The sequence below is a fragment of the Limosilactobacillus galli genome (assembly GCF_947381495.1).
Classification (GTDB): domain Bacteria; phylum Bacillota; class Bacilli; order Lactobacillales; family Lactobacillaceae; genus Limosilactobacillus; species Limosilactobacillus galli.
The window spans coordinates 1-16,870 of record NZ_CANCWK010000016.1; the positions used below are offsets into that span (position 1 = coordinate 1).

The window sequence follows — 16,870 nt, forward strand, 5'->3', positions numbered from 1 at the left end:
AACGCCCTAACGGGCGCTAAAGGGGCCTATCCATCCCATGACTAAAGTCACGGGATTTCCGGCCAAACATCATTAAAGCAGGCAATCGGAAGGTCGTAGTGCTGCAAGTACCGATTGAGCTGGCCGTATAGGATATCATCCGCACAGACAATTCCATCGATCTCGGGGTGGCGATCCAGAAACTGGCGGATATCCCCATCCCGGCTGGCCGACCAGGTGATCGCCGGCAACTGGTGCAACGTCATGCACTGCCGGTAACCAGCGCGCCGCGCCTCTTCGTAGGTCCAGTTGGCACCCGAGTCCAAGAAGACCGGCCGCTGAACACCATGGCGGGTGATCAAGCGCTCCGTGGCCGCCTGGCCCGCTTTGACGTTGTCGTTATCAACGAAACGGTCCGGATGCTGGGCGGTCGGGTGACCGATCACCACGAAGTTAAGCTGGTGCTTACGCAGGTAGGCGGTCACCGGGTCATTGGCCATCGTGTAGAAGATCAGGAAGTTATGAACCTTAGACTGGGTCACCATCGATTTGACGCTGGCCAAGAGTTCCGTCGGGTTGGGCGCAATCGCCACCACCATCTCGTACTGCAGCGGTTTAAGGGCACTGCTGATCCCCCGCATCAAGTCGATGTGGAAGGGATTTGCCGGGGCCGTAACGGTGGTCACTGGAAATACCAGCCCCACCATGTTTGATTCCCCCCGGGTCAAGTTTTGGGCGTTGTAGTTAGGCTGGTAGTTCAGCTCACTGGCCACCTGCTTGACCTTCAGCCGGGTTGCCTGACTGATCCGCGGGTTATCATTGAGCGCTCGGGACGCGGTTGATACCGACACCCCGGCACGCTGGGCAATATCTTTAATGGTCGCCACTATTTTCATCTCCACCTTGAATTGATACAAACTCTCTCAATTCTACCAGGTATAGACCCATTTGGACAACCGGAATCGGTTGCATGATGTTCAGTGCCTCGGCATACAGGCGGAGCTGACCACTGTACTTCTGAACCACCTTCTTGATTGCCGCGGGATTCGGCGTCAGGTGATCAGTCTTGTAGTCAACCAGGATGATCCCGTCACTAGTGACCAGGTAACCGTCGATGATCCCGTGAATCAGGACCTGGTCATTATCATCAGGTGCAATGTCTTCAAAGGGCTCATGGCCGTTCATGATCATCGCGAACGGTTCCTCACGGTGGTAATCGTCAGGGTGGGCCAGGATCTGCTGACCAACAGCCGTCTTGAAGAAGTCCACGACACCGGCAACGTCGATCTGCGCAGCAACCGCCGGACTCATCAGTCCCTGCTGAATCAGATCCGTGATTTCGTCTTGAACCGTCGTCGCCGTGACCGGCTGGTCGAGGGACAGTTTCTGGAAGACCAGGTGGGTTGCCGTCCCCACCTGGGTTGCCTTCGGAGCTGTTTCGTCATTTTGAATAAAACTCGGGACTGCGAAATCGGGATTAATGTAAATTCCGCTGTGCTTCTTCTCATCAGCAACGGTCGTCTCCGCATCATCAGCATAATCACGCTGGCCCAGGCGGGGGTCATCATCCTCAAAGACCCGCTTGACGTCCGTAACGGACTGGTAGGCCGTCGTCATCGTTGCCGTCCGGTGGGGGTACTGATAGCCGAGAATCTGAGCAAAGTCCTGCTGACCGGTTCGCGGAGCCGGCGCTGACGCAGCATTAGTTTTCTTCTCATCACTATTCCCAGCCGAAGCCACGGACAGTTCATGAAGGCTAGCAGCATCGAAAGTTCGCACAACAAAGCCCATGGCAGCCGCTGTTTGAGCCCGCCTATCATTTCCCGTCAGGACACTATCGGCCAGAGTTGCATCCCCAACTGCCAGCCCCGCCGCGGTGAAATGATTACGTTTGTTGGCATAACGGGTCAAGGCCAGACCCACCCAGTCCATGAATGAGTCAGCATCGAGTCGCGGCTGGGGACTCAGCACGGTTCCCTGACTCTGAAAGGCCTTCTGCCACTGGTTCCAGGAGGCGGCCAGGCTCTGGGTCTTCACCTCATCGTTGAACGAACCCGTGATAAACAGCTGCTGTTCTGCCCGGGTCAGGGCCACGTAGAGTACCCGCAGGTCCTCCGCCCGCTCGCTGCGACCGACCATGTCAATGGCAACCTGCCGCTGAGGGGTGTCGTAAACGACCCGGTCATCATCCAGCCAACGGATCCCGACCCCGGCCTTAGCGTCCACCACGGCGGAAGAATGCTTGGCACTATCGTTAAAGCCATGCGTCGCGTCGACCAGGAAGACAATCGGGAACTGAAGACCCTTGCTGCCGTGAATCGTCATCACGTTGACCGTGTTGGCGGTCAGCTGGGTTGGGGCCACCCCGAGGTCCTTATCGTGTTCCTGCATCTTTTCAATGAAGCGCACAAACTGGTACAGGCCCTTGAAGCTGCTCTCCTCGTAGGTGTGGGCCCGTTGATAGAGGGCGTGGAGGTTGGCCTGCCGTTGCTGACCGCCCCGCATCGCCCCGACATAGTCCAAGTAGCCCGTCTCCTGATAAATCTGCCAGATCAGATCCACCAGGGTCTCCTGCTGTGCCGTGTGCCGGAACTGGTCAAGCCGGTCCATCAAGGTCGCAAGCTTATGATAGAGGGTCTGCTGGCGCTCAGGACTGAGCAGGTCAGCCGCGTTCTTGTAGGGCCGCATCTTGTGGTGGTGCCGGTAGTTGTAAATGAAAGTCTTCAGGGCGGTGTAGTAGTCAGCGGCCTGGTTCTGCAGGCGGACAAAGGAGAGTTCCTGGTTATCAAGCCCCACGATCGGGGAACGTAGAACCGCTACCAGCGGAATATCCTGGTGCGGGTTATCAATCACCTTGAGCAGGGCCAGCATTACCCGGACCTCGGTAGCCTGGAAGTAACTCTCGACGTCGTGGACGGTCAGCGGGATGTCGAGCTTGTTGAACTGCTCCATCAGGGTATTGTTGATCGCCTTGGTCCGCTCCAAAATAACAACGTCGCCATATCGGACGGGCCGCATTTGCTTAGCATCCGCATCATAGATCTGCGCATGCCCCTCAACCAGTTGTTTGATCCGCCGACCGACCATCTGAAACTCGCCGATCTGCTTATCAGTTTCGCGCCGGGCCCCCTTATCCTGCTGACGGGCATTAGCGTCGTAGAGCATGATCTCGACTGGCTTAGGAGCTTCGGCATCATCGTAGTAATGGGCGGCGTATTTCAGCTCTGCATCCTTGTCATAAGCGATCTCCCCCACCTCAGGATCCATCAGCTGGCTGAACAGGAGGTTGGTGAAGGTCGTCACGTTGCTCGTCGAGCGGAAATTTTCTCCCAGGACAATCGCCGTACTGCCGGCTGCATGCTGGTAGCGCTGGTACTTATTGAGAAAGAGGGATGGATCAGCCTCCCGGAAGCGGTAGATCGACTGTTTGACGTCCCCCACCATGAAGAGATTGTGGGCATCCGCCTTAGTCAGCCGCATTAAGATACTCTCCTGAAGCTGGTTGGTATCCTGGTACTCATCCACCATGATGGCCTGGTAATGGTCCTGCAGGTTGGCAACCAATGCCTGCCAGTCTGCGTCGTCAGCAGCTGGGCAGAGAATCTGGTAGGCGTAATGTTCCAGGTCGCTGAACTCTAGAACGTGGCGGTTGAGCTTTGTCTGCTGGTACTGATCCAGAAAGTCCTGGGTCACCGCACTCAATTTGCGCAGGATCGCCTGGGCCTGCTGCGAGATCGTCCGCAATTGGTCTTCATCATAAACAAAGAAGTGCTCCTGGATCTTGCCCAGCTGGTCCTTGATCCCCTTGCGGACCGTCTTGACCGTCTCGTGAGCCGCGGTCATCTCCGTCGTTGCATCCTTCGTCATTCTTGAAAGAGTCTTAAATGACAGGCTGTTAAAGGACGCGCGCAAGGAGTTCCAGGTCACCGGCTTAAATACATCCAGCACGACCTGCAATTGCTGCTGGTCCTGGGTCAGAACCCGCTGTGACTGCGGCAGGTCGTCGGCCCGCGCGGCCAGTTGGGCAAACTGCTGTTGAATATTTTGAACCTTAGCGATCAGCGCGGGCTCATCGTCTTCTTTTCCCAGGTAGTCTTTGACCAGGCGTTCCCAGTCCTTCTTGAGCCGGTTCCGTTCTTTCTGGAGGGCCTGGTAGATTTTCAGAAGATCGGCATCATGAGGTTTCCCCCGGAAGCTGGCAAAGTTGACCTGCTGAAGGGTTATCCGAACATCCCGATCGCTTCCCCCGTTCAACTGGTCAATCAGCTGCTGGAACATCGCCTTCTCCTGCTTGACCTGGGCGACGTCTTTAGCAATATCTGCCGCCTGGGCCTGCTGGATCGCCTCTTCCTCATCGTGCTGGAACTGGCGAAGCTTCTCAACCAGAACCGGCTTAAGGTGCTGCTTGTAAAAGACCGTCTCAAGGACATCCCCCGCAAGGTCATAGCTCCGCGGCATCTGACGCAGCCAGGCCGCTGGGTCAGCCTGCGCATTGGCCACATCGTACAGTTTCAGGATCAAGTCGTCGAGGCCCTGATCGTCCCGGTCACTCGAGAAGTTGAGGACCAACTGGCGGAACGATGCCATCCCGTCAGCCTCCTGGTCGGCATCGGCGTAGTAGCGCTCACTGATCTGCTGCCAGACATCTTCCTCCAGCAGGAGCTGCTCCGTCTGGTCCGTCAGCATCCGAAACTGCGGGTCCAGGTTGATCAGGTAGTAGTAACGCTTGATCAGTTTTAGGCAAAAGGCGTGAATGGTACTGATGTCGGCCGCGGCCAGCCGGTTGATCTGGTTGGTCATCCGGTCCCGCATTACCTTGGGCTGATGAGGGTCCTGGGCGATCTTCTGGAGGGCTTGCCGAATCTTATCACGCATATTCTTGGCGGCCGCGTCGGTAAAGGTCACCAGAAGCATCCGATCAATATCCTGCCCTTCCTTGATCAGCTCAATTACCCGGTTGACCAGCACGGCAGTCTTACCGGAACCGGCCGCGGCCGAGACCAGGATATTCTTTCCCCGGGTTTTGATTGCCTCATTCTGGGCATCAGTTGGCTTAAATTCTGCCATTATTGATCCTCCCCATCATCGTTGTTCTGTTCTTTCTTGCGCACATCATCGAACTTTTCCTTGGCAATCCGGGCGTCCAGCTCATGATAGAGGCCTTGATCCAGCATGCTGTCAAACTGGTAGATATCCAGGTAATCGGTATAGTCCAGGCCAGTCCGGCGCTTGCTGCCATCAATCAGCCGGTAAGGGTTCAACTTGAGCTGACCACTGAGGATCTGCTTACCGGCATCAATGATCAGCCGCCGGTTATTGTCACGCAGCCACTGCAGCTGCTGAGCATCGGCCAGCAGGGCTTCTTTTCCCGACCCGCCATTCTTCTTCAGGGGGTAGACCAGGTCGGCATGCCCCTGCTTGGCAATGTTGTTCAACAGGTCGCTGTTGTTCAAAAGGATTCCCTTATACTGGTGGGCCTTGAGCCGCAGGTCGGTAAGGCGCTGGTCACGGTGTGCTGGTGACCCCTTCAAGAAGTCCATTGCGCTGATTTTCGGGTTGCTCAAGTGAAGGTAAAGTGCTCCTGCCAGGTTGGCCGAACTGAGCTGGAGCTTATCCAGGTTAACTTCCAGCCCGCTGAGGTAGGTCAGCAGCTGGAGGGAAATCCCATAGTAGGCCGCTGTCAGATCAAAGAGTCGGTCCCCCGACTTATAGTCCACCACCGCGAGGTACTTCTGGTTGCCAACGTCGATCTGGTCAACCCGGTCAATCCGTCCCCGCAGCTGAATGTGCCGTTGGGCATCAAGCGGGTATTCAAGCGGTGCCCAGTCTGCTTCTTGGCGGCCATTGATCTGGCCGAATTGAACTTCTGTTTCGCGTGGAACAAAGTGGGCATTGGCGGCCTGCTGACAAAGGGTCTTCAGCATTGTCTTGACGATCGACGTCAGTTGCTGGTACTGAAAGCGGGCTTGGGCCGATGAGCTTACCAGCCGTAATAACTCTGGCTGGAGCTGGTCGGCCGCATCCAGGGCCCGGCTGGTAAATCCGGTCAGGGCTGCTTGGTTCTCAGCCTTAGCCAGATCCGCAAAGCTGAGGGCAGAGTCCCGGACGAGGTTGACGAAAACCTCCATCGCCCGGTGGAAGTAGGTCCCGATCCGGTCGTTGGAAAGGGCCAGCTCGTCCCGCTTGTGCAGGCGCAGACCGTACTTCAGGAAGTACTCATATTGGTTGACATAGAAGTCCTGCAACTGGGAGATCGACGCGTAGAGAACCTGGCCCGGTTCGTCCGCGGCCGTGTGCAGATACAGGGCTTGAGCCATCGGCGCCGTGATATTCTTGGCCTGATTGCGGTAGTCGAATCCCCGCTGGATGGTATCAAGCCGCTCCTGCAGTGCACCATCATGTTCAGCCAGCTTCGTTAAGGCAGCGCCAACTTTATTCCAGCTGGCCGGCCATTGCGGTCGTTGACCAACTGCCATTCCCTGGTCGTCACTGAGCTGGCGGATAACCTGAACCAGCTGGTTAATGGTAGCGAGCGGCGCACTGACAAACGGGGTTGCATCCGCCTGGCCGGCGGGACTAGTGGCCAGCGGGACCGTCTTGCCGGTGATATTAAAGAAGCGGGCCGTATCAAGCAAGTATGGCGATGGCTTGAGTTCCTTATCATCCTCCCCAAATTGGGGCGCCGAGATAATCAACTGCTCACGCGCACTCATGAAGCCCTGGTAGTGCAGGAAAGGTTCGTCTTCCAGCTGGTCCACCGCGGTCGCCGGCAGGTACTGCGAGTCGGCATCAAGGTACCTGCTTAAGAGGTCCTTATCACTATCCGTCAGCAACCCCTCATCATCGTGAACCTCGGGCATGACATCGTCCGTGGCCCCGATCATGAAGGCCACCCGGTGACTCTGGCTCTGCACGATCCCCGTTTCGGAAATGACCACTTGGTCGAGAGTTGCGGGGATCTGAGAGTACTGTGCCGCTGCGAAACCGGCCTGCAGAACCTCGCTGAAATTGGTCAGCAGATCGGTCCGGCTGTTCTTTTCGACTTGCTGGTCGCCAAGGATTAGAACATACTCCTCAATGATCTGGCAGAAGGTCGCCCAAACCTGCTTGGGCCGCCTTGCCAGGTCCATGTTTCCCTGGTCGGCTTGGTAATTTTGCCAATTATTCAGCCGTTTCGTCACCCCGTTATCGACGAGAAACTGATAAAGCTTAGTTGCGAGTTCTCGTCCGGTCTGCACCTCCTTAAGTTCGTCAAAGAACGGAATCAGGGTTTGGCCGACGAAATTCCGAATCAGTTGCAACTGATCATTGACCTTCTTCTGCCGTGAACTGGCATAGTTGGCTGCATCAGGATTAGTTCCCTTAACCTGCCAGAGCTCGGCAATCTCTTTGGGATCCTGGGTCGTCCAGGCATGCTTGCCCGCGATTGCCTGTTTGAGACACCAGTTTTCCGTCGTAAAGACCGCCTCGGCGAGTTCCCCCGGATTGGGGCCGGCCGGCAGCAGGAGCCAGGTCTTCAGAAGCTGAATGATGTCGCTCGTCCGGTAATCATGAAGGGGAATCTGGAGGAGTGCCGTCAGCAACACGACCAGTGGGTGCTTATCCATCCGCCGTTCGTGGTCATTGAAGATCGGGATCTGGTGACTGGCAAAGACTGGGTCGATCATCGTCTGGTAGCCATCCAGGTGGCGCGTCAGGATCAAAAAGTCACGGTAACGGTACTTCCCCGTCGCCACCATCTGGCGGATCTGAGTGGCGACGTGGTTAAGCTCCGCCAAACGATTGGGAACCGAGTGAACCTGGATGCTGGCGAGATCAATCAGGGGAGCCCCCGCCGTCAGGTCGATTGGTTCGGCTGCATAGCGCTTAAAGAAGCGGTCGAACGCGGCCAGGTCCTGACTAACCCGGGGACTTTGAGCGTACTCGGCGTTGTCGAGCAATCGCACCTGCTGAGGGTGGGCCTGGGCAAACTTCCAGAGCCGGTGGTACTGCATTGCCGAGTTGTAAAAGAGGTCACTCTTCTCTGGAAGCTCACTGGCGTTGGGGTGGCGCTGGTCGGGATAGCCGCGGTCCAGAGTGAATGACACCGTGGTGGTACCGGCATTGAGGATGATGGCATCGACGACCTGCTGCTCGGCAGCTGTAAACTGGGTAAAGCGGTCCAGGAAGAAGTGCATATGCTTGCTGGACGGCTGTTCGTAGAGGTACTGGGCCAGCTGCTGGTAAAGGTCAATATTTCCCAGGAAATATTTCTGCAGGCGTTCCTCGTATGCGTGGTAAATCAGCTCAACGTCGTGCATCTTAGCCAGCCAGGCTGGATTGTCCTTGACTTGGCTGTCGGCCTGGGCCTTCTGGAGGATCGTCGAAAAATCATCAGCGGTGATGTTAGCCGTCTGCAGTTCCGCCAGCTGGTCGGTCAGTTTCTGGACGAAGCCGGGGTGCTGGATCTCACTGGCGTACAGGCGGAGGTCGCCGGCATGTTCCTGCAGGATCTTAGTCGTCAACATCGCCGTCCCTACCTTGGACAGGCGAGTCCGCCGGAAGATGGGTGTGTCCCGCAAAAGGTACCAGGCGAGCCGACTGAAAGAGAAGATCTGAACCCGGCTGGCAGCAAAACGCTCCTGCGTACTGCCATGATTCTGACGTTCCCGCAGGCCGTCAAGAACACTGATTTCCGTTTCAAACTTGATATGGTTGGGCACAATATAGAAGAAGGTATCCTCAGCTGGTGCCGCCTTCAGCTGGTCCGCCAGCTGATCAACCAGGACCTGCTGGTGATCAACCGCCGCGGTCCCTAGAACAAAACCCAGGCTTCCCATAAGTTATTCATCCTTTCGTGTGTGTATTACACCTGTATTTTATCATACGAACATATGTTCCAGCAAAAGAATTAAAAAATTGATGAACAAGGTCGCCAGTTTACAGAATTGGGGAAAGCAGTCGTGAGAAACGCTGCTTAAAGTGCAACCACCGGGACTGCTGGTCAAAGACCGCCGCCGTCACCACCCGGCTGTTGCGAATATCATTGACGAAGATCTGCTCCAGCTGATCAGTGGTGTCACTGTCATAGATAAAGGCGTTAATCTCGAAGTTCAGCTTAAAGCTCCGGAAGTCCAAGTTTGCCGACCCCACTGAGGACATCTTACCATCAATCATCATGGTCTTGGCATGGAGGAAGCCCCGTTGGTAGGTATAGATGGTCACACCCTCATTGGCCAGGACATGGGCATAATACTGGGTCGCCCGGTACACAAAGGGGTGGTCCGGCTTGCACGGAATCATGATCCGAACATCGATTCCGGAGTGAGCGGCTACCCGCAGCGCATCCAGGACGCTATCGTCGGGAATCAGGTAGGGGGTCTGGATCCAGATGTGGTCCTGCGCAGTGTTGATCAGCCGCAGGTACCCCAGCTTGATCTTCTCCAGTTCCGATTCCGGACCGCTGGAGACCACCTGGAGGGCAGTTGAACCGTGCTGAACCTGGATCTCGGGAAAGTACTGCCGGTAATGATTCAATTTCTCTGAGCTGCGACTAACTGAGGCGTTCCAGTCACCGATAAACCGGCGCTGTAGTCCGTAAACACCCCCGCCGATAATTCGCAGGTGGGTATCACGCCAGGGACCAAACTTCGGCAGCCGGCCCAGGTACTGGTCACCAACGTTGAAGCCGCCGACGTAACCGATCTTGCCATCGAGCACCACGATCTTGCGGTGGTCACGGTAGTTCAGCCGGAAGTCAAAGAGATTGTTGTGCGTCAGCAGGAACTGGGTCGCGTGACCGCCGCGTTCCCGCAGGCCATCGTAGAAACTCTGGCGAACCCCCATTGAGCCCCAGGAATCATACAATACCCGGACCTCGACTCCTTCAGCGGCCTTCCGCTCCAGAAGCGTCCGCAGTTGGTTCCCAATCTGGTCGTTATAAATCGTGTAGAATTCAATGTGGATGCTTTTTTTAGCCGCCGCGATCTCGTCGAACATCTGCCGGAAAAGCTTTTCCCCATCCGTATAGATCGTCACCTGGTTATGCTGGCTGAGGAAGGAGTCGTCCAAGCTTTGGAAAAGCATCACCGTTCGCCGGTAGATCTGGGTGGTGGTGTGCCGCGGCTTTGGCATATTGATGAACTGCTGCTTCTGCCGGTCAATGGCCTCCTGGATCCGGAGCTGGGTCTGGGTCTTCATTAGGTTTAACCGCCGGTGGGGCAGCTTCCGGCCGAGGAAGGCGTAGATGATGAAGCCGATAACCGGGATCAAGGTCAGGACCAAAAGCCAGGCCCAGGTGGCCGCAATATCCCGTTTCTCACGGAAAACCGTATAGATCGCCGCAATTTCGTTAATCAGGATAATGCCCAGAATAATCCAGCGAACAATCGCCCACGTTAACGCCATCACTTCTCCTCCTCACAAGTTATTATTACTATTCTAACGCACCCCCTGCTGATCGAATAGCGGCAAATCCGCGAATCTGTGTTAAGATAGCCATAAATTTTGCAGAAAGAAGTGCAGATAAATGACGCAGATTTACCTTCGCCAGGCCCAACTGGCCGACCGGGACACCATCATGCAGATTATTGCGGATGCCAAGGCCGCGATGAAGAAGGCCGGCAGTCCCCAGTGGCAGGATGGCCATCCCAACGCTACCATGATTACCGAAGACATCACCAAAAAGATCGGCTGGGTACTCGTGATCGAACAGCAAATTGCCGGCTACGTGGCCATGCAGCTCACCCCCGATCCGGCCTACCAGCATATTAAAAATGGCCAGTGGGCGCAGCCGGATCAGCCCTACGCCACCTTCCACCGGGTAGTGATTAGCGGGCACTTCCGCGGCCACCATCTCGGGCAGTTTCTGATCTCTAACCTCTTGACCCTTGGGCTGGTCAAGGGCTTCACCAACTTCCGCCTGGATACCCACCACGTGAACGTCGCCATGCAGGGACTGGCGAAAAGCTGCGGTTTTGAGCAGCGCGGTGAGATCGAGGTCGACGACAAGATCGACCCCCGGCGAATTGCCTTTGAGCTCAACCTCGACCAGTCACACCTGACCCGGCAGCATGTCGACAACGACTTCATGAAGCCGCTGCTCCACCACGATAAATAAACAAAAGACCCGCACAGAAATCTCCCGCGCGGGTCTTAATTATTTATTCAGCGATTACTGTCGGCTGAATTACTTGTCTTCCTTCTTGGCATCCTTATCGTCAGCCTGGTCATCCTTAGCCGTGTATTCCTTGCTGTCGTCTTTAGCAGCATCCTTGGCATCAACAATTACCAGCTTGCCATCCTTCATTTCAGCAACTAAGTGCTTGGCGTCCAGGTGGTCAAGGTAGTAGTCAGTGACCTTGTCACGGATTTCGCGTTCGATGACCCGCCGAAGTGGACGAGCACCCATGGTCTTGTCGTAACCTTCATCAATCAGGTACTTCTTAGCGGTTGGGGTTACCTTAACGTCCATGTTCTTCTTAGCCAAGGTCTTGTTAACATCGGCGAGCATCAAGTCAACGATCTTCTGCAAGTCTTCCTTGGTCAAGCTGTGGAATTCAACAATGGCGTTGAACCGGTTGAGGAATTCTGGACGGAAGTAGTTGGTCAGCTTCTTGATCAGGTCTTCCTCGTCCTCGTTGTCACCCAGCTTGATTGGAGCATCGCTGGAGTACCCAGCGTTGGAAGTAGCAATGATGATCGTGTTCTTGAAGTCAACGGTGTTCCCTTGACCATCAGTCAGGCGACCGTCATCGAGGACTTGCAGCAAGAGGGTGATAACTTGTGGGTTGGCCTTTTCAATTTCATCAAGTAGGATGATGGAGTATGGGTGCCGACGTACCTTTTCCGTCAGGGTGTTGCTGTTGTCGTCGTAACCAACGTAACCAGCCGTCGTCCCGATCAGCTTAGAAACAGCCGTCCGGTCCGAGTACTCAGACATATCCAACCGGATGATGTCGTTCTTGGAACCGAACATGTCGAGGGCTAATTGCTTAGCCAATTCAGTCTTACCAACCCCGGTAGGACCAACGAAGAGGAAGGAACCAATTGGCTGGTCGCCTTCGTCAAAGCCGGCCCGGTTACGCCGGATGGCCCGCGAAACAGCTTCAACGGCTTCGTCTTGGCCGATAACCTTGCCTTCGAGCCGCTTGTCCATATCCTTCAGACGTTCAACATCGCTGGCCCCGATCTTGGATACCGGAATACCAGTCATCTGTTCAACGGCGTTCGCAACGTCTTCTGGTGTTGCCGTAACCTTTTCGTCTTCGGAGTTTTGGCTAAGCTGCTTCTTCAGGTCAGCAATCTTGTCCTTAGCAGCTTGGGCAGCCTTGTAGTCTTCCTTGGCTGCAGCGTCCTTCTGGGTCTTTTCTTCCTTCTTGATTTCAGCTTCGATCTGCTTTGCATCATGTGCCGGGTGCTTTGCAGCCAGGTGAGCGGCCGTCATATCGATCAGGTCAATGGCCTTGTCTGGCAGTGCCCGTTGTGGCATGTATTGAACGGAGTAGTCAACGGCAGCCTGGAGAACGTCGTCAGGCAACTTGACGTTGTGGTGACGTTCGTAGAGGTCCCGGATACCCTTCAGGATGGCAACCGTGTCGGCCTTGCTTGGGGCGTTAACCGTAACTGGGTTGAACCGCCGTGCCAAAGCAGCATCCTTCATAATGGTGTTCCGGTATTCGTCTTGGGTCGTAGCACCGATGACCGTGATTTCACCACGAGAAAGGGCTGGCTTGATGATGTCCGCCATCCCCTTGGAGCCGCTGTCAGATCCGGTTGAACCGGCACCGATGATTTGGTGAATTTCATCGAAGAAGAGGATAATGTTCCCCGCCTTCTTGACTTCATCAATCAGCTTTTGCATGTTCTCTTCGAAGCTTCCACGGTATTGCGTACCAGCTTCCAAACCGGAGATGTCAATGCTGATGATTTCCTTGTCCTTGATTGGAGCTGGAACATCACCGTGAACAATGGCCTGAGCCAGGCCTTCGACAACGGCGGTCTTACCAACCCCGGCGTCACCAACCAGCACTGGATTGTTCTTCGTCCGCCGGCTTAAGATTTCAGCCGTTTCTTGAATTTCCTTGTTCCGGCCAATTACAGGGTCCAGCTCACCTTCCCGGGCTTCTTCAGTCAGGTTCCGGCCAAGCTTGTGGAGAATGCTCTCCTTGCCTTCGTTTGGTTGTTGACCTGGGTGGCCAGCTTGTGGTGCTGCACCACCAGGCAATTGACCAGTTTGCCGGTATTGGGCAAACTCTTCTGGTGTAACTTCGCGACCATTAATCATGTAGCGCCGGTTCTCGGAGTTATAGCCGTTCATGCCGCCCATTAATTGGTTAAAGATGTCATTCATATCGCTGTTAAATGGATCCATTGGATTTTGAGCCATTATGCAGTACCTCCCTATTTAGTTAGTTTTTTCAAAATTTGTAGTCATTATTATAAGGTTTGACGCCCCTTGGCTACGTCGACTCGCCACGATCGCGCTCTAGGTAGTGCGTCTCCAGTTCGCGAAGGACCTGCCACATTGCCTTGTGCTGGGCACGGGCCAGTGCGTCAAGATCACGCAAATTAAGCGATGTAGAACTTGATTGTGGTTTGTTGAATGATTTATGTAAAGTCGTGTAGCCATAGCCGGAGCGCTTCGACACCTGGTAGATGGTTAAATCATTAACCTCCAGATAATGTTTTATATCGATCCGCATCGCTATTCACTTCCTTCATGATTATTATTATACCACATTTGTGATATAACACAAGCGTGATATATGAAGGAAGTGAATTAATTTTTGCTTATTTTTGACTGGTGATGGCCCACGTCCCACACCAGTCCCACCGCTCCATTGAATACTTTCTCACAATATTTTTAATCTTTTTCTAATTTAATTATTGACTTTTATTAAAAAGAGATTAGAATAGGTCCTAATCAGTTAATCAAAAGGAGGAGCCAATGATGAATAACGCTATGCACCAACTGAAACAAGCGTATGACTTCTGGTTTAGCGACAGCTTGTCCGCTTAGCCAGCAGTGATTTCATCATTGTGCTTTCCGGATAAGCCCCAAGTATCCGGAAGCCTTCTTTATATACTCATTCCAATCTGATGAAGGGTCCGGATACTGAAGTATTTCAGTGTCGGGGCCTTTTCTCATTATTAAGGAGGATGATCTTATGCCCGCTGTCAAACCCGCAATTATGAAAAATCTCAACAAAAACTTCGCCCGCCTCAAACCGGTCGGCATCCGGCAGTTCGACTACCAGGCCAGTGCCATCCCCGGCATCATCAAGCTGACCCTGGGTGAGCCCGACTTCAATGTCCCCGAGGCCATGAAGGAGGCCGCCATCAAGAGCATCCAAGACAACGACTCCCACTACGCCCCCGGCAACGGGACCGTCGCCCTGCGCAAGGCCATCGCCCACTTCATGCGCGATCGTTACAACCTGACCTACGACCCGGCTAATGAGATTGCCGTCACGGTCGGCGCCACCGAAGGGATCTATGCCTCCCTGACCGCCATCACCAATCCCGGAGATGAAGTCCTGATCGCCACTCCGACCTTCCCCCTGTACGCATCCGTCACTACCCTCCTCGGCAGCACCCCGGTCGAAATTGACACCAGCGCGGATAGCTTCGTCCTGACCCCAACCCGCCTCAAGCAGGTCTTGGCCAGGCACCCCAACGCCAAGACCCTGGTACTGAACTACCCATCCAACCCGACCGGCGTTACCTACACCCATGATCAGGTCAAGGCCCTCGCCGAAGCGGTCAAGGCCACCAACCTGATCGTGATCGCTGATGAAATCTACTCTGAGCTGGTCTACGATGGCCGTCACACCTCCATTGCTGAATTCATCCCCGACCAGACCCTGGTCCTGAACGGGGCCTCCAAGTCCCACGCCATGACCGGCTACCGGATCGGCTTCATTGCCGGCCCTAAGGAACTGATGGGGCCCGTCAGTGCGGCCCACGCCATGATGATCACGGCGGCTTCCGACCCGGCGATGGCCGCGGCAACCGCGGCTTTCGCGACCGATGCTGGTAAGGCCGCGACCCAGCAGATGAAGGCCGCCTACCAGGAGCGGCGGGACTTCCTGGTCGCCGCCCTCCGCAAGTTGGGTTTTGAAATCACCACTCCCAACGGGGCCTTCTACGTATTCGCCAAATTGCCGGCTAAGTTCGGGACCGACGACGTCAAGTTCGCGACCGACCTCGCCCAGAAGGGGAAGGTCGCTGTCATTCCGGGCTCCTACTTCGGTGCCGGCGGGCAGGGCCACCTGCGGATCAGTTACGCCGCCAGTCTCGATAATATCAAGGCTGCCATTGAACGCATCAAGCACTTTGTAGAGGAGGACTAACCATGACCAAGATTCTAATGACCAGCGTTCGGGACGACGAACAGCCCGCGATTAAGGCGTTCGCCAAGGAACACGAGATCGAAATTGTCACTACCCCTAAGCTAATCGACGATGCGGTCGACTTGACGGCCGATGTCGACGGGTTAGTAATCCAGCAACGGAGCAAGGTCGACCCCGCCGTCTACCCCCAGCTGAAGGCCAACGGGATCAAGCAGATCGCTACCCGGACAGCCGGTTTCGACATGATCGACCTGGCTGCTGCGAAGGCGAACGACCTGACCGTCACCAATGTCCCGGCCTACTCGCCCCGCAGTGTCGCTGAACACGCCCTGATGCAGATCTTCCGGCTTCTCCGCAAGTCCTACCGTTTCGATCACCAGGTAGCTACCAATGACTACCGCTGGTTCAGCGACGAGCAGGCCCTGGAGATCCACACCGCCACCATCGGCATCATCGGGGTCGGCCGGATCGGCGGGACCCTCGCCAAGCTCCTCAACGCCCTGGGCGCCACCGTCCTCGGCTTCGATACCCAGCCCCGCGATGAAATGAAGGCCATCGTGGAATACACCAGCAAGGAGGACCTCCTCAAGCGCGCCGACGTGGTCAGTCTCCACGTTGACCTCAACCCGACCTCCGAGGGCCTGCTGACCGCGGAGGACTTTGCCCTGATGAAGCCCACAGCGGGCCTGGTCAACGCCAGTCGGGGACCAGTCGTTAATACCGCCGACCTGATTCACGCCCTGAAAGCGGGAACGATTGCCGCAGCGGCCCTCGATACCGTTGAGGGGGAGGGAGCGGTCTTCCAAACTGACCGGCGGGAACGGGGGTTGGCCGATGAGCCCCAGATTCAGGCGCTCCACGACCTGGATAACGTCATCCTGACTCCCCATATCGCCTTCTTCACCAACCTGGCCGTCAAGAACATGGTCGACTTCGCCCTCACCGACGTCCTTACGATCCTGAACGGGCAGGAGTCGCCGCACACGGTTTCGGCCTAGGCATTAAAATTGACGCCCCGGGTTTACCCAAGTACACTGAGAGAAAAAGCAAGGGAGCGTTTTCTATGAGTACTTATAAGGTAAAGGCAACCAAGACCAACACTGGAATGCAGGTTTCCGCGGGAGCGCGCGGGTTTGAAATCACTTTTGACGAGCCAGAAAGCACCAACACGGGGATGAACCCGGTTGAGATCCTGCTCACCTCGTTCGGGGCCTGCCAGGCAATCACCGCCACGGAACTGGCCCGCAAGCGGCACTTTGACCTCCGCGCCTTCTGGGTTGACATTGAAGGTGATCTGGGCCGCGAGGATGTCGCCAATGACGACAACCGCTACAAGTTTACCGAGATCCGCTACCAGCCGCATGTCCGCAGTGACGAATCAGACGAGGACATCCAAAAGTTTCTCGCCGACGTTGCTCGCAAGTGCCCGGTTGAAAACACCCTGGCATTCGGGACGAAGTTTGTGCAAGACGGTTTTGTTAAAGAAAATTAAGTGGGCATTAAAAAAGTCACCCGCAGGTGAAAACCTCATCTGCGGGTGACTTTTTTCGTCGCTAATT

At 55.4% G+C, this 16,870-nt stretch carries 10 protein-coding genes; 4 read left to right on the top strand and 6 right to left on the bottom strand.

Annotation, left to right across the window (positions count from 1 at the left end; genetic code table 11):
• Positions 1–47: 47 nt before the first annotated feature.
• From QOS10_RS04775 to cls, 4 genes are all read right to left on the bottom strand, one after another.
• A complete protein-coding gene (locus tag QOS10_RS04775) occupies positions 48–866 on the bottom strand; it encodes a LacI family DNA-binding transcriptional regulator (protein ID WP_283594101.1) in 819 nt (272 codons plus the stop codon).
• Positions 853–5,046 (bottom strand): helicase-exonuclease AddAB subunit AddA, encoded by a 4,194-nt coding sequence (addA, locus tag QOS10_RS04780; RefSeq protein ID WP_283594103.1) that lies wholly within the window; start codon positions 5,044–5,046, stop codon positions 853–855. The genes QOS10_RS04775 and addA overlap by 14 nt, the downstream gene beginning before the upstream one ends.
• Entirely contained in the window at positions 5,046–8,798 is a 3,753-nt protein-coding gene (locus QOS10_RS04785) for a PD-(D/E)XK nuclease family protein (RefSeq protein WP_283594104.1), read from the bottom strand. The genes addA and QOS10_RS04785 overlap by 1 nt, the downstream gene beginning before the upstream one ends.
• A gap of 100 nt (positions 8,799–8,898) precedes the next feature.
• The gene (cls, locus tag QOS10_RS04790; RefSeq protein WP_283594106.1) at positions 8,899–10,365 is read right to left on the bottom strand and encodes a cardiolipin synthase; all 1,467 of its coding nucleotides are present in this window, start codon (positions 10,363–10,365) and stop codon (positions 8,899–8,901) included.
• 121 nt (positions 10,366–10,486) lie between these two features.
• Here cls and QOS10_RS04795 point away from each other — a divergent pair, with 121 nt between their 5' ends.
• Positions 10,487–11,077 carry a GNAT family N-acetyltransferase gene (locus QOS10_RS04795; RefSeq protein WP_283594109.1) on the top strand — a complete coding sequence of 197 codons (591 nt, stop codon included), beginning with the start codon at positions 10,487–10,489 and terminating at the stop codon, positions 11,075–11,077.
• Positions 11,078–11,146: 69 nt separating this feature from the next.
• On the opposite strand, the gene QOS10_RS04800 is transcribed toward QOS10_RS04795, so the two are convergent.
• Together QOS10_RS04800 and QOS10_RS04805 are read right to left on the bottom strand one after the other, a co-directional pair.
• Positions 11,147–13,345 (bottom strand): ATP-dependent Clp protease ATP-binding subunit, encoded by a 2,199-nt coding sequence (locus QOS10_RS04800; RefSeq protein WP_283594110.1) that lies wholly within the window; start codon positions 13,343–13,345, stop codon positions 11,147–11,149.
• A 73-nt stretch (positions 13,346–13,418) separates the two neighbouring features.
• Positions 13,419–13,661: a transcriptional regulator gene (locus tag QOS10_RS04805; RefSeq protein WP_283594111.1), complete on the bottom strand. Its 243-nt coding sequence runs from the start codon at positions 13,659–13,661 to the stop codon at positions 13,419–13,421.
• A 465-nt stretch (positions 13,662–14,126) separates the two neighbouring features.
• Here QOS10_RS04805 and QOS10_RS04810 point away from each other — a divergent pair, with 465 nt between their 5' ends.
• The 3 genes from QOS10_RS04810 (at position 14,127) to QOS10_RS04820 (ending at position 16,803) form a co-directional block, all read left to right on the top strand.
• The gene (locus QOS10_RS04810; RefSeq protein ID WP_283594113.1) at positions 14,127–15,311 is read left to right on the top strand and encodes an aminotransferase class I/II-fold pyridoxal phosphate-dependent enzyme; all 1,185 of its coding nucleotides are present in this window, start codon (positions 14,127–14,129) and stop codon (positions 15,309–15,311) included.
• 2 nt (positions 15,312–15,313) lie between these two features.
• Positions 15,314–16,309 carry a D-2-hydroxyacid dehydrogenase gene (locus QOS10_RS04815; RefSeq protein WP_283594115.1) on the top strand — a complete coding sequence of 332 codons (996 nt, stop codon included), beginning with the start codon at positions 15,314–15,316 and terminating at the stop codon, positions 16,307–16,309.
• A gap of 65 nt (positions 16,310–16,374) precedes the next feature.
• On the top strand, positions 16,375–16,803 hold the full coding sequence (locus QOS10_RS04820) for an OsmC family protein (RefSeq protein ID WP_283594116.1): 429 nt from the start codon (positions 16,375–16,377) through the stop codon (positions 16,801–16,803).
• Positions 16,804–16,870: the final 67 nt, after the last annotated feature.